Annotated in this window: 21 protein-coding genes; 13 read left to right on the top strand and 8 right to left on the bottom strand. The window is 66.6% G+C overall.

What is annotated here, in order from left to right; genetic code table 11:
• Window positions 1-230: 230 nt before the first annotated feature.
• The gene (locus tag MXB53_RS04625) at window positions 231-2,726 is read right to left on the bottom strand and encodes a GcvT family protein (protein ID WP_248896029.1); all 2,496 of its coding nucleotides are present in this window, start codon (window positions 2,724-2,726) and stop codon (window positions 231-233) included.
• A 93-nt stretch (window positions 2,727-2,819) separates the two neighbouring features.
• Entirely contained in the window at window positions 2,820-3,962 is a 1,143-nt protein-coding gene (gene solA / locus MXB53_RS04620) for an N-methyl-L-tryptophan oxidase (RefSeq protein ID WP_248896027.1), read from the bottom strand.
• Between the two features lie 162 nt (window positions 3,963-4,124).
• Here solA and MXB53_RS04615 point away from each other — a divergent pair, with 162 nt between their 5' ends.
• The 4 genes from MXB53_RS04615 (at window position 4,125) to MXB53_RS04600 (ending at window position 8,147) form a co-directional block, all read left to right on the top strand.
• On the top strand, window positions 4,125-5,510 hold the full coding sequence (locus MXB53_RS04615; RefSeq protein ID WP_248896026.1) for an aminomethyltransferase family protein: 1,386 nt from the start codon (window positions 4,125-4,127) through the stop codon (window positions 5,508-5,510).
• A gap of 161 nt (window positions 5,511-5,671) precedes the next feature.
• Window positions 5,672-6,523, top strand: coding sequence for a methylenetetrahydrofolate reductase (locus tag MXB53_RS04610; RefSeq protein WP_248896025.1), 852 nt, complete (start codon window positions 5,672-5,674; stop codon window positions 6,521-6,523).
• A 110-nt stretch (window positions 6,524-6,633) separates the two neighbouring features.
• Window positions 6,634-7,800, top strand: coding sequence for an aromatic ring-hydroxylating oxygenase subunit alpha (locus MXB53_RS04605; RefSeq protein WP_248896024.1), 1,167 nt, complete (start codon window positions 6,634-6,636; stop codon window positions 7,798-7,800).
• Window positions 7,801-7,808: 8 nt separating this feature from the next.
• On the top strand, window positions 7,809-8,147 hold the full coding sequence (locus tag MXB53_RS04600; protein WP_248896023.1) for a hypothetical protein: 339 nt from the start codon (window positions 7,809-7,811) through the stop codon (window positions 8,145-8,147).
• Between the two features lie 26 nt (window positions 8,148-8,173).
• Here MXB53_RS04600 and MXB53_RS04595 read toward each other — a convergent pair whose 3' ends face one another.
• Window positions 8,174-8,824 (bottom strand): helix-turn-helix domain-containing protein, encoded by a 651-nt coding sequence (locus MXB53_RS04595; protein WP_248896022.1) that lies wholly within the window; start codon window positions 8,822-8,824, stop codon window positions 8,174-8,176.
• Between the two features lie 157 nt (window positions 8,825-8,981).
• Between MXB53_RS04595 and MXB53_RS04590 the strand changes: the two genes are divergently transcribed.
• Complete coding sequence (locus MXB53_RS04590; protein WP_248896021.1) at window positions 8,982-9,770, top strand: SDR family oxidoreductase; 789 nt, start codon at window positions 8,982-8,984, stop codon at window positions 9,768-9,770.
• A 46-nt stretch (window positions 9,771-9,816) separates the two neighbouring features.
• Window positions 9,817-10,890: a sodium:calcium antiporter gene (locus MXB53_RS04585; protein WP_248896020.1), complete on the top strand. Its 1,074-nt coding sequence runs from the start codon at window positions 9,817-9,819 to the stop codon at window positions 10,888-10,890.
• A 23-nt stretch (window positions 10,891-10,913) separates the two neighbouring features.
• On the opposite strand, the gene MXB53_RS04580 is transcribed toward MXB53_RS04585, so the two are convergent.
• Window positions 10,914-12,125, bottom strand: a complete 1,212-nt coding sequence (locus MXB53_RS04580; RefSeq protein WP_248896019.1) for a sodium:calcium antiporter — start codon at window positions 12,123-12,125, stop codon at window positions 10,914-10,916.
• 99 nt (window positions 12,126-12,224) lie between these two features.
• Window positions 12,225-12,524: an ArsR/SmtB family transcription factor gene (locus tag MXB53_RS04575; protein WP_248896018.1), complete on the bottom strand. Its 300-nt coding sequence runs from the start codon at window positions 12,522-12,524 to the stop codon at window positions 12,225-12,227.
• A gap of 56 nt (window positions 12,525-12,580) precedes the next feature.
• Between MXB53_RS04575 and MXB53_RS04570 the strand changes: the two genes are divergently transcribed.
• Genes MXB53_RS04570 through MXB53_RS04560 form a run of 3 tightly spaced genes read left to right on the top strand, consistent with a single transcriptional unit; the run spans window position 12,581 to window position 14,786 of the window.
• Entirely contained in the window at window positions 12,581-12,871 is a 291-nt protein-coding gene (locus MXB53_RS04570) for an amphi-Trp domain-containing protein (RefSeq protein WP_248896017.1), read from the top strand.
• Between the two features lie 53 nt (window positions 12,872-12,924).
• Entirely contained in the window at window positions 12,925-13,989 is a 1,065-nt protein-coding gene (locus tag MXB53_RS04565) for an ABC transporter substrate-binding protein (protein WP_248896016.1), read from the top strand.
• The gene (locus MXB53_RS04560) at window positions 13,989-14,786 is read left to right on the top strand and encodes an ABC transporter permease (protein ID WP_248896015.1); all 798 of its coding nucleotides are present in this window, start codon (window positions 13,989-13,991) and stop codon (window positions 14,784-14,786) included. Before MXB53_RS04565 ends, MXB53_RS04560 begins: the two co-directional genes overlap by 1 nt.
• Before the next feature lie 39 nt (window positions 14,787-14,825).
• On the opposite strand, the gene MXB53_RS04555 is transcribed toward MXB53_RS04560, so the two are convergent.
• From MXB53_RS04555 to MXB53_RS04545, 3 genes are read right to left on the bottom strand one after another with little or no spacing between them, the layout of a single operon-like run.
• On the bottom strand, window positions 14,826-15,581 hold the full coding sequence (locus MXB53_RS04555; protein WP_248896014.1) for an ABC transporter permease: 756 nt from the start codon (window positions 15,579-15,581) through the stop codon (window positions 14,826-14,828).
• A complete protein-coding gene (locus MXB53_RS04550; protein ID WP_248896013.1) occupies window positions 15,578-16,357 on the bottom strand; it encodes an ABC transporter ATP-binding protein in 780 nt (259 codons plus the stop codon). Before MXB53_RS04550 ends, MXB53_RS04555 begins: the two co-directional genes overlap by 4 nt.
• Window positions 16,354-17,637, bottom strand: coding sequence for an ABC transporter substrate-binding protein (locus MXB53_RS04545; RefSeq protein WP_248896012.1), 1,284 nt, complete (start codon window positions 17,635-17,637; stop codon window positions 16,354-16,356). Before MXB53_RS04545 ends, MXB53_RS04550 begins: the two co-directional genes overlap by 4 nt.
• Window positions 17,638-17,779: 142 nt before the next feature.
• On the opposite strand from MXB53_RS04545, the gene MXB53_RS04540 reads away from it, so the two are divergent.
• The 4 genes from MXB53_RS04540 to MXB53_RS04525 all read left to right on the top strand — a co-directional run bounded on the left by MXB53_RS04540 (window position 17,780) and on the right by MXB53_RS04525 (window position 21,817).
• A complete protein-coding gene (locus MXB53_RS04540; protein WP_248896011.1) occupies window positions 17,780-18,295 on the top strand; it encodes a plastocyanin/azurin family copper-binding protein in 516 nt (171 codons plus the stop codon).
• A gap of 166 nt (window positions 18,296-18,461) precedes the next feature.
• The gene (locus MXB53_RS04535) at window positions 18,462-19,382 is read left to right on the top strand and encodes a hypothetical protein (RefSeq protein WP_248896010.1); all 921 of its coding nucleotides are present in this window, start codon (window positions 18,462-18,464) and stop codon (window positions 19,380-19,382) included.
• Window positions 19,383-19,385: 3 nt separating this feature from the next.
• On the top strand, window positions 19,386-21,113 hold the full coding sequence (locus tag MXB53_RS04530; RefSeq protein WP_248896009.1) for a pyrroloquinoline quinone-dependent dehydrogenase: 1,728 nt from the start codon (window positions 19,386-19,388) through the stop codon (window positions 21,111-21,113).
• Window positions 21,114-21,226: 113 nt separating this feature from the next.
• Window positions 21,227-21,817, top strand: a complete 591-nt coding sequence (locus MXB53_RS04525) for a PGF-CTERM sorting domain-containing protein (protein WP_248896008.1) — start codon at window positions 21,227-21,229, stop codon at window positions 21,815-21,817.
• The last annotated feature ends 28 nt before the right edge of the window (window positions 21,818-21,845 follow it).

The following is a 21,845-nucleotide window of genomic DNA, read 5'->3' as shown; positions in this document are numbered from 1 at the left end:
CGATTCCCCCCGGCTAGCCCCGGTCGATCGTCGTAGGTCGTTCATATGTCGTGTGTCGATTCGCGTGGTCTGTCGTCCTGTGCGCTCCTCCCGCACGCGCCGGCGGCGGTACAGTACCGCCTTGGTGTGAGTGCTGATACCGTCCGCCACGGGAGATCCACACACTGTGCTATTCGTTGTACCAAATAAGCCTTGGCGTTCTGACGGGTGTGTCCGGGACGATACGGGCATCATCGGAGGAGTTTCTCCCGTTCGGGGTCGAACAGTGGTTCCTCGCGCACGGTGGCGTCGAACCGCTGGTTCTCGTATTCGACGGCGAGTGGCTGGCCGGCGTCGGCGTACGCCGTCGGCAGGTACGCGTAGGCGATACCGGCGTCGACGGTGTAGCCGTAGTCCGCGCGCGCGGTGTAGCCGAGCACGTCGTCACCGTCGGTGACGGGTCTGCCGGCGTCGACGATCGCCCCCTGCTCGTCGAGGGTCAGCGGAACGAGACGCTGATCGGGGTCTCCGTCGCCGAGTGCGTCCTTGCCGACGAAGTCGGTGTCGAGGTCGACCGCGAACCCGAGGTTCGCCTCGAACGGCGTGTGTTCGGGCGTGAGATCCGCCCCCCAGAGGCGATACCCTTTCTCCAGGCTGGTCGAGTCGAGCGCCGCCCACCCCATCGGGACGATGTCCTCCTCCTGGCCGGCCTCCCACACCGTGTCCCAGAGGCGGGTGCCGTACTCCATGGGCGTGTAGAGTTCCCAGCCGAGTTCGCCGGCGTAGGAGAGGCGCAGCATCGTCACGGGAATCCCGTCGAGGTACGTCTCCTCGACGGAGTAGAAGGGGAACGCGTCGTTCGAGAGGTCGGTCTCGACGAGCGGCTCCAGCACGGCCCGCGAGTCGGGGCCGAACACGCCCACGCCGGCGAGGCTCGAATCGTGGACGGTGACGGTCACGTCGGCTGGCGCGTGGTCGCGGATCCACCGCGAGTGGAGCGTCGCCGAGGAGCCGCCGCCCGTGAACAGCATGTATCGGTCCGGGCCGAGGCGCGAGACGGTCAGGTCGGCGAGCACGCCGCCGTCCTCGTTGAGCATCGTCGTGTACGTCATCCGGCCGACGTCGATGTCCACGTCGTTGGTGAGGAGGCCCTGCAGGAACGCCGGCACCCCGGAGCCGGTCACCTCGATGCCGGTGAAGGTCGTCATGTCGACCATCGCCACGTCCTCGCGGACGGCGTGGTGTTCGACCGCCTGCGCCTTCGACCAGTGGCGGCCGAGCCAGCCCGGCCGGTCGGGAATATCGTACTCGTCGACCCGCTCCTCGTTGACCCCGTACCACTGGGGCACCTCCCACCCGTCGCTCTCGTAAAACTCGGCGTCGAGGGCCGACGTCCGGTGGTGGAAGGGGCTCTGCCGGAGTTCGCGCTGGTCGGTCGGCTGCTGGCGCGGATGGATCAGCTGGTACACCTCCTGGTACTGCTGGGCGCCGCGGCCGTACGTGAACTCGCGGGAGCCGGTGTGGTCCTGGAACCGGGAGATGTGGGCGCCGGAGACGTCGACTCGCTCGCCGTCGAGGCGGGGGACGCCGTTCTCCATCCACTCGGCGATGATGTTGCCCGCGCCGCCGGACTGGGTCACCCAGATGGCGAGCGACCACCAGAGCCCGTCGATGTCCTCGGTCTCCCCGAGGATCGGCATCCCGTCGGGAGTGAAACAGAACATCCCGTTGATGGCCGACTCGAAGGACGCGTCCTCGAAGGCGGGGACGAGTTCACACGCCGCGTCGTAGGGCGCCTTGTCGTGGTCGGGATGGGTGTGCTCGTAGAAATGCTCCGCCGTGAACTCCCGGAGGGAGGGGTATTCGAGGCCGAGATCCGCGAGTTGCTCCGGCCCGTAGATGTCCTCCGGATCGACCAGCAGGGGTTCGTGGTTGTACGAGCCGATGCCGTAGGCGTCGCCGTGCTGGCGGAAGTACAGCGAGTAGTCCTGGTGGCGGAGGATGGGTTGTTCGATCTCGCGGTCGGCGCCCCGCAGTTCGTCGAGGTCGTCGCTGACGAGATACTGATGGGCACAGGGCACCAGGGGCACGTCGATGTCGACCATCTCGCCGAACAGCGGGCCCCAGATGTTGGTCGCCAGAAGCACCTCGTCGGCCTCGATGCGGCCGCGGTCGGTGACGACGGCCTGCACCTCTCCGTCGGCGGTTTCGACGTCGTCGACCCACGTGTTTCCGTAGAACTCGACGCCCTGGTCCCGGGCGCGGTCGGCCATCGTCGCGGAGGCGTCGACGGCGTGGGCCTTCCCGTCGGTCGGGAGGTAGTAGCCGCCGTGGATGACGTCGGCGTCGACCTGTGGAATGCGGTCGGCGACCGCCTCCGGGGAAAGGAGTTCGCCGCCGTCCAGTCCGTAGGCCCGCCCCCACTCCCGCTTTCGCTTGAGGAAGTCCCACCGGTCCTCGGTGTAGGCGACTTCGATCCCGCCGGACTGGCGGAAGCTGTCGAGATCGGAGTACAGTTCCCGCGTGTAGGCCGCCATGTCGCACATCAGTTTGTTGCCGGTCGTCTGGAAGACGAGCCCTGGCGCGTGCGAGGTCGAGCCGCCGGTTTCGAACAGCGGCCCGCGGTCGAGGACGATCACGTCCTCGCGGCCCAGCTGGCTCAGATGGTAGGCGGCGCTGCAGCCGACACAACCCGCTCCAACGACGACGGTTCCCGCGCTCCCCGGAAGTGTGTCATCCGCACTCATGGAACGCACGGGTATCTACTCGAATACAGCAAAAGATTCCGGGTTGTTCACCTGCGGCCTTTAACTTCGGCGTCGCCGTCGACGCCACGGCGGTCAGGCGAACCGGTCGAGACGGAACATCTCGATAGGGTGGTCGGTCTCGCCGTCGACCGCGAGATCCGCGAGTATCTCGCCGATGACGGGGGCGAACTTGAAGCCGTGGCCCGAGAAGCCCGCGCCGACGGCCACCTGGGGATGATCCGGGAGCGTATCGAGGATAAAATGCTCGTCGGGGGAGTTGGTGAACATGCAGGTGGCGAGCCGCATCGTCGGCCCGGCGGCATCGGGGAAGTATTTCTCGGTGAAATCACGGAGCAGCACCTCGTCGGCGGGCCGTGGCTCGGTGTCGTAGTCGTCCGGATCGACCGCCTCGTCGAGGTGGTGGTATTTCCCGAGTTTGAACCCGGGCACGTCGTAGATGGGGAGGCCGTAGAACCGCCCCTCGGGGACGGCGATGTTCCAGACGGGGAGTTCGTCGGGGCCGAACAGCGACGGCGTCTCGGGCTGGAACCAGGCGAGCACCTGTCGCTCGGGAGTCGCCAGGCCGGAGAGCGCGTCGGCAAGCTTGTAGTTCCACGCGCCCGCCGCGAGCACGAGCCGGTCGGCCTCGTAGGTGTCCCTGTCGGTCCAGACCCGAACGCCGCCGTCGGGGGTGGGCGCCCAGTCGTCGACGCCCTCGCGGGCGTGAATCTCGGCGCCGGCGGCCTGGGCCTCCTCCGTGTGGCCGATGATGGACTGCTCCGGCACGACGAACCCGCCGTCCGGCTGGTAGAGCGCGCGGTAGTCCGCCGGGAGGTCGTAGCCCGGGAAGCGCTCGTTGAGTTCCGCCCCCGTCAACACCTCGTGGGGGATGTCGTGTTCCTCACAGGAGCGAAGCGATCCCTCGAAGACGACGTTGTCGGCGGGACCCGCGTCGACGGAGCCGGTGCGGTGGATGACCGACCGCCCCGTCTCGTCGGCCAGGTCGTCCCAGAGGTCGTACGCCCGCTCGATGAGCGGGATGTAGGAGGGGTGTTCGTAGTACGCTCGCCGGATGATGCGGGTGACGCCGTGCGAGGAGCCCTGGGTGTGGGGCACGTCGAACCGCTCCAGCCCTAACACGTCGACCCCGCGGCGCGCGAGGTGGTACGCCGTCGCACTACCCATGCCGCCGACACCGACGACGATGACGTCGCGCCGGTCGTCACGCGAACTCATATCCCCCCGTTCAACGGGGACTCTCTTGACAGTTGTGTCGGCCGTTCGCCCGGCGCAACGGGGCAAATAGGCGGCATACGCACCGTCGTCAACGAGGGGTCACTTATACACCACAACCACCTGCGGTGTATCCTTATCTGGAGGGGTTGAATATCACGAACGATGACGAGCGATCAGGCACCGACCCCCGACGGCCACCCGAACCACCCGGAGATAGACCAGTCGGACCGGACGCTCCCACGAAACTTGCGCCAGACCGGCGACCCGGGCATCGAGATGCTCGTGTCGACGCGCGTGCGCAAGTCGCCGTTCTTCCACAAGTCGTTCAATGAGGAGGGGGCGTGGCGGTGTACGGTCTACAACCGCATCTACCACCCGCGCGGACTCGTCGAACCCGAGGACGGCGGCGCGATGGCGGAGTACGAGGCGCTCACGAACAGCGTGACGCTGTGGGACGTCGCCGTCGAACGGCAGATTCGGGTGAAAGGCCCCGATGCGGAGGCACTCACCGACTACGTCATCACCCGCGACGCCACCGGCATCGACCCGATGCACGGCAAGTACGTCATCCTCTGTAACGAGGACGGCGGCATCCTGAACGACCCGATCCTGCTGCGGGTCGCGGAAGACGAGTTCTGGTTCTCCATCTCGGATTCGACGCTCATGCAGTGGCTCCAGGGCGTCAACGTCGGGATGGGGTTCGACGTCGAAATAGACGAGATCGACGTCGCCCCGATGCAGATTCAGGGGCCGCTCTCGGAGGACGTGCTGGTCGATGTCGTGGGCGACGCGGTGAGCGACATTCCCTACTACGGGCTCATGGAGGCGGAGATCGACGGCTGTGACGTGCTGGTGAGCCAGACCGGGTTCTCGGGCGAGAAGGGGTTCGAAATCTACGTAAAAGACGCGACGAAGAACGCCGAACGCGTCTGGGATCCCGTGATGGCGTCGGTCAAAGATCATGGCGGGCGACAGATCGCCCCGGGCCACCACCGCCGCATCGCGGCGGGCATCCTCTCGTGGGGCCAGGACATGGACCACGAAACCTCGCCCTTCCAGGTCAATCTCGGCTATCAGGTGCCCGACGACAAGGACGCCGACTACGTCGGCAAGGCGGAACTCGAACGCCAACGGGACCTGATCGAAGCCGGCGAGTACCCGTTCACCCACAAACTGGTCGGCCTGAAAATCGCCGGCGAGCCGATTCGGGACTACGCGCCGGACTTCTGGATCATCTCCGACCCCGACACGGGCACGGAGTGTGGTTACATGACCTCGCCGTGGTGGAATCCGGACCTCGAGACGAACATCGGTCTCGGCTTCGTGCCCGCGGACAAACTGCAGGCGGAGACCGACGCCCTCCTGAACGACGACATCTACGAGCAGGACCTCGACCTCGAGTTCGCGGTCCACTTGCCGGACGAGTACGCCACGGCGTCGGGCGAACCCGCGTACGCGACGGTCGCGGAGGTGCCGTTCACGGAGTCCGTGAATCCGAGCGCACGCGAACAGGCGAAACTGAACGCTCGAAAGGACGCCGAGGAGTGACCCGCGTGGCCCGAGCGGGACGCGAAACGCCGATACTGCCGGCTGTACGCCGACACGGATATTCGCCACCCCGAGATGGCGACTCTCTCGAAACAGTTACAGCCGACAGTATGACCACACGGTGGTCGTCTAGAGCCGACGAGGCCTGACCCGTCGACCCCATGTCCCACACCAACACTGACGCCGACGGCGTCGCGGCACTGCTCACCGACCCGCGGTTCGAACTGATGCCCTTCGATAGCTTCGGGGAGCAGATGAACCGGCTGCCCGACGGCGCCGAGATCGCCGTCACCGCCTCGCCACAGTTGGGACTCGACGCGACGGTCGAGTGGACCGAGCGGGCGGCCGCACGCGGCTACGATCCGATTCCACACCTCGCCGCGCGGTACGTCCGCGACGAGGCGCACCTCGATGCGGTCGTCGGGCGGTTCGTCGACGCGGGCGTCACCGACATCTTCGTGCCGGGGGGTGACCGCGACGAACCGGTCGGCGAGTTCGCGTCCGCGCACGAACTCCTCGTGGCGCTCGACGACCTCGGCTACGCGTTCGAGGACGTGGGGATCACCGGCTACCCCGAGGGTCACGACTTCCTCGGCGACCGCACGCTGGTGGAGGCCATGGAGAAGAAGGCCCCGCACGCCACGTATATCACCACTCAGCTCTGTTACGACCCCGAGGCCGTGCGAGGGTGGATCGCGGACGTCCGCGAGCGGGGCATCTCGCTCCCGGTCGAGGTGGGCATCCCCGGCGTGATGGACTACCAGCGGCTGCTGAGCATCTCGCGGAAGGTCGGCGTCGGGGACTCGGTGCGCTTCCTGCAGAAGACGGACGGCGTGGTGTCGTTCGTCCGTCGGCTCATCGGCTCCCGCGGCAAGTACACGCCCGACGAACTCGTCGACGGGCTGGCGCCGTACGCCGAGGACCCCGAGTACGGGATCCGGGGGCTGCATATCTACACGTTCAACCAGGTGGCCGACACCGAAGCGTGGCGCCGCGAGCGCCTGAACGAGTAGCCGACGGGGGCGAGGACCGGCCGCAGCCTCGGGGGCGCCGCGCCGATACTTAAGGATCCCACGTGAGACAGGTGAGGAACTTAGATTCCCGACTGTGGATGTGGGAATACATGACTCGATGGAACGGCAACGACGAACGCGTGAGCGCAGTGAGTCCCGACATCACGGACGAGACGAACGCTCTCCCGGCGAAATACTTCACCGACCCGGACGTCTGGGAGATGGAGAAGGAGAAGGTGTTCTCGCAGTACTGGGTGTACGCCGGCCACGAGAACTGCATCTCCGAAGCGGGGGAGTACTTCACCCGGACCATCGGTGACAAGCAGGTCATCGTCGCCCGGGACGAGGAGGGCGAGGTGCGCGCGTTCTACAACGTCTGTGCCCATCGCGGGTCGAAGATGGTCGACGACACGCCGATGACGGATCCCGGCACCATGAGCCGCATCCAGTGTCCGTACCATCTCTGGACCTACGACCTGGACGGCGACCTGCGGAGCACGCCGCGGAGTTTCGAGGAAGCGGAACTCAACCCCGACCTCGACGACGATGACGTTTGCGGCCTCGATTCCGACGACACCGGCGGCCTAGATCCCGACGAGAACGGCCTCATGGAGGTCCACACCGACAGCATCGGGCCGCTCGTCTTCCTCAACTTCGCGGAGGACCCGTCGCTGTCGCTCGCCGAACAGGCGGGGAAGCTCAAGACGCGCCTGGAATCCCTGCCCCTGGAGGAGTACGAACACGCCCGGCGGTACGTCTCTGAAGTGGAGTGCAACTGGAAGACGTTCGGCGGCAACTACTCCGAATGTGATCACTGCCAGGCGAACCACCAGGACTGGATCACGGGCATTCAGCTCGACGAGTCCGAACTGGAGGTCAACGACTACCACTGGGTCCTCCACTACACCCACGAGGAGGACGTCGAGGACGAACTCCGTATCCACGACGAACACGAGGCCCAGTTCCACTACTTCTGGCCCAACTTCACGGTCAACATGTACGGCACGGCGGACGGCTACGGCACCTACATCATCGACCCCATCGACGAGGGTCGGTTCCAGTTGATCGCCGACTACTACTTCGCGGAGCCGGAGCTGACCGAGGAAGAGGAGGAGTTCGTCCGGACCAGTCGCCAGCTTCAGGAGGAGGACTTCGAACTGGTCGAGCGCCAGTACGAGGGGCTCACGTCCGGCGCGCTCGCACAGGGACAACTTGGACCCAACGAGCACACGCTCCACCGGTTCCACCGACTGGCCCAAGAGGCGTACAACGCGTGACCACCTGCATGGACGCCTTCGTCGCCGAGTGCCCCGCCTGCGGAGAGCGGGCGGCGACCGAGCAGCCGAACGACATCGTGGCGTTCTACCGCCGCCACACCGCGGTCACGGGTCACGACATCGTGTGGGAGCGGTGTCCGGACGAGATGCAAGCGGCCCCGGCGGAGCAGGGACTCATCGCCGTCATCGACGGCCTCGCGGACGGCGAGGGCGTGCCCCTCGGCGCCGTCAGTGCCGCCATGAGCGAGCAGGGATGGACCGTCGGGGAGACGCTCGAGGCCGTCGACGATCACCGCCTGACCGGCGTGCTCTGGGAGCCGCGGGACGATCACGTCAACGTCGTGTGAGCCGACGGCGGACCCGGAACCGCCACTTACTCCTCGTCGACGAGCGTCCGCTCGATGAGCCGAGAGGCGCCGCGTCGGATGCGGCCGCCGACGGCGGTCGGCGAGATACCGAGGTCGTCGGCCAGTTCCTCGAGCGACGTGCCGCGGGGTTCCTCGAAGTACCCTTCCGTGTAGGCTTTCACCAGCGTTTCGCGCTGGGCGTCGGTGAGGCCGACGCCGCCGTCGTCGACGGAGAACTCGTCGAGGCTGTAGATGTGACCGAGCGTGTACTCGATGCCCTCCCGCTCGCAGAACTCGCAGAACTGGCTGAGCGTCTCGCGGTCCGGGAGCTGCATCCGGATCGACCAGCCCGACGCGGTGCTCTCGGCTTCGAGCATCAGTCCGCCGACTTCGGTGGTGGCCGGCGAGACCAGTTTCGTCCCGGGGGTGTGCCGAAGGCGGTAGATGCGCGCCGTCGACGCCTCGGCGACCAGCATCGAATCCGCGACCGTCTCGTCGCGTTCGAGCGCCGCCTCGAAGGTCGGGAACGAGTCCGCCTCGACGAGGAAGAAGAACATGCCCGTCTCGGCGTCGGTCGCCGCGTGCGTGACGACCTGAATCTCCGCGGCCGTCGACCGGATCGTCGGCGTCAGCGCGAGATCCGGATGAGTGAGGTCGACGACGGCGACGAGGCTCATCGGACCGCCCCCGACAGCAGGTGCGTCCCGCCGCGTCGTCCGGGTGGGGGACCGACGTGGCCGTTCATACCCCCGCTGGGGGACCGACTGACTTGACCGTTGGGGCGCGATTTCCGCCTTCGGTGACTCTTTGGGGGCCCGCACGACACGTCAGCGTATGGATCTCGGACTCGACGGCGATACGGCACTGGTTTCGGCTTCGAGCAGCGGCCTGGGGAAGGCGGCGGCGACGGCGCTCGCGGCGGAGGGCGCGAACGTCGTCGTCAACGGCCGTGATCCCGACCGTCTCGACGCGGCGGTCGCCGACATCCGCGCGGACGCGACGGGCGAGGTCATCGGCGTTCGCGGCGACATCACCGACGAATCGGCCGTGATGCACCTGGTCGACCGGACGGTCGAGGAGTTCGGTGGCCTGGATCACCTCGTGACGAGCGCCGGTGGGCCGCCGAGCGGCCCCTTCCTGGAGACGAACGATGAAGACTGGTACGAGGCCTTCGACCTGCTGGTGATGAGCGTCGTCCGACTGGCGCGGGAGGCGACGCCGCACCTGAAAGACGGCGGCGGTACTATCACCACCATCACCTCCGGGAGCGTCAAGGAGGCCATCGACTCGCTGGTGCTCTCGAACGCGGTGCGGATGAGCGTCGTCGGCCTGGAGAAGACCCTCTCGACGGAACTCGCGCCGGACGTACGCGCGAACACGGTGTTGCCGGGCACCCACGAGACGCCGCGGATCGAGGAACTCGTCGAGCAGGGCGTCGAACGCGGCGACTACCCCGACTACGACACGGGACTCGAGGAGTGGAGTGCCGGGAATCCGATGGAGCGCATCGGGCAACCCGAGGAGTTCGGCGACGTGATCGCCTTCCTCTGTTCGGAGCGAGCGAGTTACGTCAACGGCGCCGCCATCCCCGTCGACGGCGGGGGCCACGCCTCGAATCTGTAAGGTCGGGGGCTTTATGTGGCGGTGGGCGTATGCCCTCTCAAATCGCATGGTACTGGGACTGTCGGGCGAACTGCTCTCGGTCGTGTTGTTTCTGGTCGGCGTCGCCATCGTCATCGTCAGCGTCGAGACGTTCATCGAAGCGGTGGCCGAAGGGGCGCTGGCGCTCGGCGTCTCCGGCTTTTTCCTCACCGTCGTGCTCGCGGGGACCGACCTCGAAAACGTCATTCTGGGGGTCGCAGCGGCGTTCGAGGAGTTACCCGATCTCGCGCTGGGCACCGTCTTCGGCGAGGCGATGTTCATCCTCGGGGCCGCCGTCGGTATCGCCGGCGTGCTCGTCCCCTTCGAGACGAAGGTGCCGCGGAACTACCTGGCGATGACGCTGCTCACCCCGTTTCTCCTCTTCGGTCTCGCGCTCGACGGCACGCTCTCGCGGTTCGACGGGATCGTCCTCACGGCGACGTTCATCCCCTATCTCGCGATCATCTACGGGCTGGAACGGTGGAGCGAGACGCGGTATCTCTCGGCGGAGGAAGTCGAGATCATGGAGCGCGAACACGAGGCGGGAGAGGAACGCGAGGACGACGAAGACGGCTGGTTCGACGTCGACCTAGATCTCGACGTCGACGAGTTCGTCGAGAAGCGCGTCCCCGAGCAGTACGAGGGGCCCGCGTTTCTCGCCATCGCCATCGTGGCCGCCATCGGGATGACCGTCGGCTCGGAAATCGCCGTCTCGGGCGCGGAGGACCTGCTCGCGCTGCTCGGCGTAACCGGTCTCGCGTTCGGCGCGACGGTGATGAGCTTCATCGCGTCGCTGGAGGAACTGTTCCTCACCGTCGAACCAGTGCGGCAGAACCGACCTCACCTCGGCGTCGGCAACGTCGTCGGCAGCATCCTCTTTTTCGTCAGCGCGAACGCCGGGTTGATCGCCATCGTCCACCCGCTGGATACGACGGGCACGGTGTTGACGGTCCACTGGCCATTCTTCTTCGCGACCCTCGGCGTCGTGAGCGTGGCCTTCCTCCGCGGGAAAGTGGGCCGCGGGACCGGCGTGCTGTTGCTCGGGATGTACGCCGCGTACTGGGTCGCGAACTACAGCGATGCAGTGGCGCTCCCGCTCTGATCGGGGAACCGTCGAACGGGCCTCTACTCGCCGATGGGCACCCCGCTGAACACGATCAGGGCGATGATCCAGTAGGCGACGTAGAGGCCGCCGAGCAGGTAGCCGTGCCAGCGCTTCATCTCACCCTCGTAGAAGAAGTAGGCGGCGAGCGCGGTCACGACGATCATGGCCGGGAGGTGGAAGGAGAGCACCGACGAAGAGATGTTCACTTCGCTCAGGAACATGATGACGCCGATGTTACCGGTCACCGAGAACAGCACGCTCCCGATGACGTTGCCGACGCCGATCTCGGGGAAGCCCCGCCGGACCGGTTCGATGGTGAGCATGATGTCCTCGAAGGTGAGGATGAGCGTGAGGAAGGTCGCACCGAAGACGGTCTCCTCGATGCCGAACCCTTCGATGACCACCTCGGAGCCGCCTTCGAGCAGCATGGCGGCGAGGACGATGCCTGCGAGCGCGACGATGGAGAGACTGATCCACACGATTCCGTAGTCGGCGAAGTCACCGAGCGCCCGATCCTCGGGGATCTCTTCGAGCGACTGGGGCCGAGCCATGCCGCCGTCGGGACTGAGTTCCTCGCCGAGTTCCGTATCGCGGAAGACGGGGATCTCCCGCTGGCGCTCCCGGACGAGGAAGTAGCCGAAGGCGAACACGAAGAAGGCTGTCAGAACGAGGCCGTGGACGAACGTGAGCGTCCCGAGCAGGACGAAGGGAACGAGGAGAACTGGCGCGACGCCGAAGATGGCGATGTAGTCGTTCGGAAGATCGACCGGGAAGGGCTTGATGACGGCGGCGATGGCGAGCGTCACGCCGATGATGGCGAGACCGGTGCCGAGCGCCGTCCCGAGGGCGGCGCTCTCCAGGCCGCCGCCCGAGAGCACCAGCGCGAGGATCGTGTCGTCGAACTCGAACCCGGTGAAGATGATCGCGAGCGCGAACAGCGACATCTTCATGTTGATCGATGCGCGCGCGAGGTAGCTGATAAGTTTCTCCGTACACGCGGTCAGGAGCAAGACGCCGCCGAGGAGGACGATGACCGCCCCGATGGTCCCCTGGGCCTCGACGAAGCCGGAGATAGCCCCCTCGATACCGCCTTCCTCTTCTTCCTCCTGGGCAACGACGGTGTCGACCGGTCCGGCCGCACCGAGGTCGTCGGCGACCGCCGAAGCGGCCGGCGACGCGACGAGAAGCGACAGTAACAGCGCGATACCGACGACCACCCGCATTCGTACCATGGACCGTCGAAAGGTGTGGACTATTATGTAGGTTGGTACGCGGGTATCACCGTACGTTGAATTATTATACACGCAACGGTTCGGGCGCGTCGCCGTCGGTCAGCGCGACCGTGATTCGGCCTCGTCGACCTCGACGTCGTCGGCGTGGAGGAGAAACATGGGGTCGGGTTCGGGCGAGGCCCGGAGTTCGATGCGCTTGGCCAGTCGGTAGTATTTCCGCCGGCTGGTCCGGTAGCTCTCGACGATACCCGCCTCCTCCAGCGTCGAGAGGTGATGGACGGCCGTCTTGCCGTCCATCCCGACTCGATCCGCGAGTTCCGAGACGTACCGTGGCTCCGTCGCGAGTTCGCGGATGATCTTGAGACGCGCCTTGCTCCCGAGAACGTCGAACAGAGACATCGATTACCGGGGTGTATGGGCGCACACTATTTACCTCTCTCCTCTCTAGACAGTCCATGGCTGACCTACCGGACGCGAACGACGGGACTCGAACGGTTACCGACGGCTACTTCGAACGCGAGGTGCGCCTCTCCCGGCAGTCGACCGCCGACTTCCTGCGCGACCTGGCCGACCAGATCGAATCCGAACCGCGCCTCACCATCTCGACCGACGAGTGGGAGATTCCTTTCGAGTTCGACGAACCCATCGAGGTCGAAGTGGAGTTCGTCGGCGAGACCCACCGGCAACTGGAACTCGAACTCGAGTTCGAGTGGTCGCCGCCCGAAGACGATATCGGCATTCGGTAGTATATAAACCTTCCACCGGAATTTTTATTTCAACCGTGTCCTGATAGCCGGCTATGAGACAGACGCCGACGAGACGGCGCTTTCTCGTCGCGGCGGGCGCGGCGGGGGCGACTGGGCTCGCGGGATGCGGCGGAACGAACGCCGCAGGGACCACGACGAGGACGGCGATTCCGGGCGAGGCGTCCCTACTGCTCAACTGGAAGCCGAGCGGTCTCCACGTTCCCTACTTCGTCGCGAAGGAAAACGGGTTCTACGAGGAGGAGGGATTGACGCTCTCGTCTATCAAGTCGGGAGAGGGTTCGACGTTCTCGGCGAAGCAGGCGGGCCTCGGCAACGCCAAGTTCGCGGTTAGCAGCAGCGACCAGGTGCTGAACATCAACAGCCGCGACCTCTCGCCGCAGTCGGTCGGCGTCGTGATGCAGAAGAGTCCGGCCGTGGTGTTTTCGACCCGCGAGACGTTCGGCGGCGAGCTATCGAACGCCGATCAGCTCGCCGGCAAGACGGTGGGGACCGGGCCGGGCATGGTCCGGATGCTCACGGAACTCCTGCTGGAGGAGGCAGGCGTCCGTGAGGACGTGGAGATGGTCGATACGGGGTACGACACGGTCCAGCAACTCCTCTCGGGGAACGTCGACGCCGCGGGCGGGGTCTTCGGCGACGCCATCAGCGCCGGAGCCCAGGGCTACACCGTCGACAGCCTCGCCGTCGGCGACACCATCCCGTCCTACGGGCACGTGATCGCCACGAACCGGGAGTGGGCCGGATCGAACCCGGACGCCGTCCGGGCGTTCCTCCGGGGAACCGCCCGCGGCGCGGCGTGGGCCCACCAGCGACCGGGCGAGGCGACGGACATCCTCGTCGAGGCCAACGGCGTCCTCGAGGAGTCGCACGCCCAACAGCGCCGGAAGTGGGAGACGATGGCCGCGGAGTTCGCCCTCAGCGACGCGGTCAGGGAGCACGGCTGGGGGTGGAGCCAGGCCGAACCCTGGCGCGTGATCCACGACGCGCTCGCCGACGCGGGCGCCCTCGACGGCGACATCGATCCCGACGCCGTCTGGACGAACGAGTATCTCGACACCGACGCCGAGTCCGTGGGTTCCTACGCCGACATGGTCTGATGGCGACGAACGACCGCCGACGCCGGGGAATCGGGCCGGTGGGCGGCGACACGCTCCGGTCGGCGTTCAGCGCCGTCTGGCCCCCGGCGGTCGTGTTCGCGGTCGCCGTCGGCGGATGGCAGCGGTTCGTCGCCGCGACGGGGGTCCCGAGCGTGATCCTGCCCTCGCCGGTCGACGTGGTGGTGGCCGGGATGGCCGCCCGCGAGACGCTGCTCGCGGCCGCGGCCACGACGGCGGTGACGGCCGGTCTCGGCCTCGCCGGCGGCGTCGCCGTCGGCCTCGCGCTGGCGTTCGCGATGGTCGGCTCGCGGGTGGCCGCCGCGGTGGTGCATCCGTATCTGATCGCGCTCCGTATCGCGCCGCTGATCGCCATCGCGCCGCTCGTCTTCCTCTGGATCGGCGACGGGATCCTCGCGCGCGCACTGCTCGTCACCACCATGACGGTGTTCCCGGTCGCCATCGCGTCGGTCGACGGACTCCGGACGGTGCCCCAGGAGTACACCGACCTCGCCCGCTCCGTCGACGCGCCGCCCCGTCGCGTGTTCCTCCGGGTTCGCGTGCCCGCGGCCGCGCCGAGCGTCTTCGCCGGCGTGAAACTCGCCGCGGCGCTTGCGGTCGTCGGCACCGTCGTCGCGGAGTTTCTCACGCTCCAGACGGGGCTGGGGTATCAGCTGTTCGACAGCGCGGAGTATCTGCGGACCAGTACCACCTTCGCCGCGCTCGGAGCGCTGACGCTGCTCGGTCTGGGGTTCTATCTCGTCCCCGCAACGATCGAACGGCGCCTCGACTGGGGCTGACGCGCCGGCCGTAACACGTCACCGTGCGTCGTCACCGAATCACTGCCAGGAGACGGCGCGCTGGCAGAGCGTCACGCCGCCGTAGAGCAAGAGTCCCATCGGGAGGAGGACGACCAGCGCCGCGAGCATCACGTCCACCTGGACGTTCTCGGAGGCGACGAGGATCAGCGCGCCCAGTCCGTCGTTCGAGAGGATCCACTCGGCGACGACGGCGCCGACCACCGCGAGCGTGACCGCCTGTTTCACGCCCGCGAAGACATCCGGCAGTGCGTGCGGGAGGCGGACGGCCAGGAAGGTCCGGAGCGGATCGGCGTCGACCGACCGCAACAGATCGAGGTGGGCGTCGGGCGTGCGGTCGAGGCCCGCCGCCGTCCCGACGACGACGGGGAAGAAGACGACGAGCGCGACGAAGAGCACGGCCGTTCCGAAGCCGACGCCGAAGTAGATGAGGAAGATGGGCGCGATGGCGATTTTCGGCAGGACACGGGCGGCGACGAGATAGGGGTAGATCGCCCGCCGGAGAACGGGCACCGCCGAGACGACGAGCGCGAGCGAGAACCCGACGGCGATGCCGGCCGCGCCGCCCGCGACGATCTTTCGGAGCGTCTCCGTCGCGTGGGACAGATACAGGTCGGGGTTGTCGACGAGGCGCGTGGCCACGGCTGTCGGCGAGGGGAGCAGGTAGGGAGGAACCGCGAAGCCGACGACGAGTGCCCACCAGCCCGCGACGGCGGCGACCAGCGCCGACACCGGCAACACCACGTCCGGGAGCGGGACGCGGTCCGCGACGCTCATCGGTCGCCGTGGAGCGCGCGGCGCACCCGGGCGACCTGGGTGCCGAACGCCTCGGAGCCGAACACCGACTCGTCGCGGGGGCGGGGGAGGTCGATGTCGAACTCCCCGACGATGCGGCCGGGGGCGCCGTCGCCGGTCGTCGACCCGGCGTCTGGACGGTCGTCGCCCGAAACGACGAGGCAGCGGTCACCGAGGAAGACCGCCTCGGGGACGCTGTGGGTGACGAAGACGACCGTCTTGCGGTTCTCGCGCCACAGGCGGAGGATTTCGACCCCCATCTCGTCGCGGGTGATCTCGTCGAGTTCGCCGAACGGCTCGTCCATGAGCAACACGTCGGCGCCGAGGTGGATGGCCCGTGCGATGGCGACGCGCTGTTTCATCCCCCCGGAGAGTTCGGCGGGGCGGGCGTCCTCGAAGCCGTCGAGGCCGGTCGTCGCCAGCAGTTCACGGGCGCCGGTGGGGTCGGGGTCCTTCCCCGCCATCCGGCGGAGGAACGTGACGTTCTCCAGGGCCGTCTTCCAGGGGAGGAGGGTGTGATCCTGGAAGACGAAGCCGAGGCGGGCGGCCGACTGGGCGACTTCGGGCGGGTCGCCGTCGACGCTGACGTGGCCCGTCGTCGGCGTTTCGAGGCCGCCGATGGTCCGCAGGAGCGTGGTCTTGCCACAGCCGGACGGGCCGACAATGGTGACGAACTCGCCGTCGGCGATATCGAGCGAGACAGCGTCGAGCGCGCGGAGGTCGCCGTAGCTCACGGAGAGGTTGTCGACGGAGATCATGGTGGGATCCCGAGGGCGTCCGCCTGTTCGAGAGCGATCGCGAGTCGCTGCCACGTTTCGACGGAGTGCCAGCCCCAGCCGTGTTTGTCCACGGCGTCGCTGTCCGCAAAGCGGTCGATCGCCTGCTCGAGTTTGCGGCGTTCGGCCGCGGGCGGTTCGCCGTTGCGGTCGACGACGGCGTCGACGGCGGCCGCGGGATCCAGTCGCGCAGCGGTCCACCCCGCCATCGTTCCCTCCAGGAACCCACGGACTGCGTCGGGGCGTTCCCGGAGCGTCTCGCGGTCGACGACGAACGCGGGACCGGGGACGGGGAAGTGATCGGCGACGAGCACGGAGTCCACGTCGTGACCCGCCGCCTCCAGTTCGAGCGGGTCGGTGAAGACGCCGGTCGCCACGTCGGCGTCGCCGCCGAGCAGTGCCTCGCGCTCCTCGCCGTCGGCTCTGACGACGGTCACGTCGTCGACGACGCCGGCCTGAGAGAGGAACAGGCGGCCGAGCGCGCCGGTTTCGGAGCCGTCAGGCATGGCGACCCGACGGCCGCGGATATCCTCGACGCTCCGGAGCGGCCCGCCGAAGACCGATCGCGTCGTGTAGAGCACCACCATCGCGCGCTGGTAGTACAGCGCGAGCGGGACGAGGTCGTGACCCGCCTCGTGCGCGCGAAGAAGTGTGGCGGCGCCGGTGAGGCCGATGTCGACATCGCCGTCGGCGACGGCCGAGAGCGCCGCACGCGATCCCCGACAGCCGGTGAGCGTCACGTCGACGCCGTGGTCGGCGTAGGCGCCGGCAAACAGCGGGGCGTGGAGCCCGTTTGGCTCCCAGTTGAGGCCGATGTCGAGGGCGCCCGCGTCCCGGTCGTCCGGCGCCGGGCCGGTGGTGTCGACAGCGATGTCGTCGCCGAGAGCCGAGCCGACGGTCGCCGCGCGGTCGAGCAACGCCGCGGAGTGGTGGGCACGAACGTGCGTGCCCGTCGAGTCGCGGCCGTCCGCGGCGCGCCAGCCTTTCGGCGGCCGCCCCGGGGCTTCGCTCTCGACGGTCGTCTCCGCGATCAGCCCCTGCTCCGTGAGCGTCGACAGCGCGTCGGAGACGCGGCCGCGGCCGAGGTCGACGCCGACGCGGACGGCGAGCCGCGAGGCCGCTTCGTCGGCGAACCGGTCGGACTCCTCGCGACCGACCAGATACGCCAGGACGCGTGCCGCCTCGCGGTCGAGACCGGCGGCGAACGTCTCGACCGTCCGTTCGTCCTCGTCGCCGAGGACCGGAAACTCTCGAATTCGCACGCTCGCCCTTTGGCGCTACAGGGTATATAAACTGCGGGCGACCGTCCGCTGTCGTATAGATAGAGGTACACTTCTGGCCGTGTGTGGGAGTCACTGACGGATTTTCACCACATTTATTGCCCCGAAAGCGAAGTTCGACTCGATGGTCTCAAAGCAGCCGAAAGAGGTTCTGTCACGACGAAAGTTCGCAGCGACGGTCGCCAGTGTTTCACTCGCCGGAATCGCTGGATGTTTCGGCGGAAACGGTGAGACAACGGCAACGCCGACGGAAACGGCGACGGCAACGGCAACGGAAACAGCGACGCCGACATCGACGCCCTCGGAACCGGCAGACGCGACGATCACCGTCGGTCCCGGTGGCAGCCTCGAGTTCGACCCTGCGAACACCGCTGTTTCCCAGGGCGACACCGTCGAGTGGGTTTTCGACTCCGGCGGCCACAACGTCTCGGGGCATCCCGACGCCCACAGCGACGTCGAACTCCCCGAAGGGGCTGACCCGTTCGCGAGCTACGACATCTCGGGCGACGAAATCAACCACGTCTCGCTCGACGAAGCAGGAACGACCTACCGCCATACCTTCGAAGTCACCGGCGAGTACACGTACGTCTGCGTGCCCCACGCAGCCTCGGGCATGATAGGCCATATCACGGTCCGATAACGCGAACAAATTCGGCAAACAGCGGCTAGACGCTCCCATTCTCGCGGCTACGACGTTTCGCTCTATATCCCCTTATACAGACTAATTTAATTAACATCCTAAATTGTGAAATATATCACAAAGTTAAATATAGACAATTCCTACGCTACGTACGGAGTGGTATGGCATGTCGCAATATGTAAACGACGGAATGCCCGAAATCGGCCAAGAGGATCGTCGACAGTTCCTCAAGGTCGTCGGGCTCACCGGCGCAGTGGCAGCAGGTAGTGAGTTCACCCTGAGCGATCTCAGGGGCGAAGTAGAAGGCGAAGCGGCGGGGGAACTCGCCGCGATGGGCGAAGCTATCAGCGAGGACCTGACCGGCGAACTGGACGCAGGTCTGCTCGGTAGCGAGCTCGCCTCCCTCGAAGAACAGATCACCCGGCTTCCGGAGCTGCGGGCGATGGGCGTCCCGGCCGAGGGAAGCACGGAGTACCAGCAGCTCGCCGAGCCCGGTTGGGCTATCCACGAGCATCTCGTCGAAGTCGGCTTCTTCGAGAGCGTCGAGGAACACCTTCCGGAGTTCACCCCCGAGCACATCGGGGCGACGGCGCGCGAGTTCATCAACACGGGCGCACTCGCGTCCGCGCTGCACGAACTCGGCTACAGTGAAGAGGAACTGACTTCGACGGTCGTCAACGTCGTCAACAACAAGGAACGCCTGGCCATGTGGGTGCCGACGAAGAACATCCCGGCCGGCGTCGAAGGGTTCGACCCCGCAAACATCGCTCCGCTCCACCAGCGATCGGCGGCCGGTGTGCTGCTGTGGACGGACTACCTCGACACGTATCTCTGGCAGAACGAGGTGCTGCTGACGGATACGATCCTCGACAACAACTACGGCGACCTCAAGCAGATGTACGCCGGTCTGCACCTGCTCTCGAGCGCCGCCGAAGATCTCGCCGGCGCTCAGGAGCTCAGCGACGCGCAGCTCACCGCTGCGCTGTCCGCTGGCGCGGCGATGATGATCGTCGGACAGGAAGATCTGACGAACGATGTGATGCGCATCACGGACGAAATGCGCGCCCCACGCACGGGAGGTGCGTAACGCATGGCTAGCATTCACGAACACGACAAAGCAGTAGAGGCCGCACAGAACATCGAGATGGTGGAGGTCGAGGACGGGTACACGCTGACGAACCTGCCCGACGAGTCCATCACCCAGCAGTTCGATATCGATCAGATTCCGGAGAAAAACGTCACCCAGGACATGCGGGAGGCCTCTGCGAAAGAGGACCCCACCAGCTGGCTGATGTACGGTGGCGGCTATCAGCAGCAGCGTCACACCTCTGCTGATGTCATCACGCCGGACAACGTCGACAATCTCGAACTCGAGTACCTGGTCCAGAGCGGCGTCGCCTCCAGCATGGAAGGCGTCCCGATCGTCGTGCCCGGCGACCCGCCGGTCATGTACCAGACCAACGGGCCGAACCACGCGAAAGCGATCAACGCCCGCACCGGTGAGACGCTCTGGAGCTACACGTACGCGAACCCGCAGGGGCTCCTTCTCTGCTGTGACGCGAACAACCGTGGCTTCGCCGTCCACAACGACAAGGTCTTCATGACCACGCTCGACTCCGGTGTCGTCGCACTCAACCGATACACCGGCGAAGAGGTGTGGTACACGTCGACCGGCGACCACGAGATCGGCTACTCCGCCACGTGGGCTCCGATCGTCCACGAAGGCAAGGTCATCACCGGCTCTGCCGGTGGCGAGTACGGCGTCAGCGGCTTCGTCGCCGCACTCAACCCGAGCGACGGGAGCGAGATCTGGCGCACGAACACGACGCCGCCCGAGGAATGGGCCGGCGACTCCCACGAACACGGCGCCGGTACGGTGTGGATGACGCCGACGCTCGACCCCGAGAGCGGCATGCTCCACGCCCCGGTCGGCAACCCCGGTCCGGACTTCGACGGCACCGTCCGTCCCGGTCCGAACCGCTACACCATCGGGACGCTGACGCTCAGCGTCGACGACGGTTCCATCCAGTGGCACTACGGCGAGTCCCCCCACGACGTGTGGGACTACGACTCCTCGGCGACCAAGATCCGTGTCAACGACATGGAGATGGGCGACGGCGAGACGCAAGACGTCGTCATCAGCCCCGGCAAGACATCCTGGGTCTACACGATGGACGCCAACAACGGGCAGCTCCTCGAACGGTCCGAGGAGACGACCCAGCACATCAACATGTGGAAGATGATTCCGCACACGGACGAGGACCGTCGGGTCGCCTTCGTTCCTGGCGCACACGGTGGCAACGACTGGCAGCCACCGTCGTACAACCCCGAAACGGGACTCGTGTACCTCAACCAGAACAACGCACCGCACGAGATCTTCTGGGAAGAGGCGCAGTACGAAGCGGGTCAGACCTACTGGGGCGGCGGCCTCAACGACTGGCCCGACGTCGACGAACCCGACAACTGGAACGGCAACCTCAGTGCCGTCATCGCGGTCGACCCCGCCACCGGTGAACGGGTCTGGCGTGACTGGATCTCCCAGGATGTCACCAGCGACTATCTCTGGGGCGGCTCCATCACGACCGCAAGCGGCCTGACCTTCACGGGTACCCAGACCGGCCACATCATCGCCTACGACGGCGAGAACGGTGACCGACTCTGGGAGTTCCAGCTCGGCGCGCCGATCTGCTCGTCGCTCTCCAGCTGGTACGACCCCGGCGAGGGCAAGCAGTACGTCGCGGTTCAGGTCGGTGGCTCCGGTTGGCTCCACGGCGGCCGTCGTGGCTCCACCGTCGCCGTCTTCGGCCTCAGCGAGTAACGCGTCACTACCGACTTCTTCCTTTTTTTCCAGGCCGATAGCGCTGCGGCCGTGCCAGTGTGTCTCAGTGATATTCCCATAATTTTATTTAATGCGGGATACACTGGACCGATATGGCGACGCGAAGAAAATTCCTGATCGGTGCCGCAGCAACGACGACTGGACTCGCTGGCGCCGTGGGATCCGTGACGGCGCAGGCCCAGACATTCGAACTTGAACTGACCGAGGACGGCTTCGTCGGCCGGGCGCCCTCCAGCATCGAAGGCGAAACCAACCCGACGCTGGAAGTCGAGGCTGGCAACCGGTATGCCATCCAGTGGACGAACAGCTACGTCCCCGAATCCAGCCAGTCCGGAACGGCCCGGCACAACCTCGTCATCGCGAACAGCGACGACAGCGTCGTCCGGCGTGGTGACTACGTGTTCGAAAGCGGCGTGACCAAGACCGTTCAGTTCCAGGCCACCGGCGACCTGGCGACGTACTTCTGTGAGGAACACATGGACGAGGGCGGCGAGTTCAACGTCTCCGGTGGCGCCACGGCGACGCCGGAGCCGACCGCCACTGCAACGCCGACCGAATCCGGCGGCGACGGCGGCAACGGCGGCGAAGAGACCAGCGGCAACGGTCCCGGCTTCGGTGTCGGCGCGGCCGTGACGGCTGTCGGTGCCGCGGCCTACGGCGCCCTGCGTCGCAGCGACGAGTAAGTCGACCCCAGCGCACAGCTTTTTTCGA

Origin of the sequence: Haloplanus sp. XH21, assembly GCF_023276355.1 — an archaeon.
In the GTDB taxonomy this organism is placed as follows: Archaea; Halobacteriota; Halobacteria; order Halobacteriales; family Haloferacaceae; genus Haloplanus; species Haloplanus halobius.
Note: the sequence above shows the minus strand (reverse complement) of the source record. Positions and strands in the feature narration are given on the sequence as shown.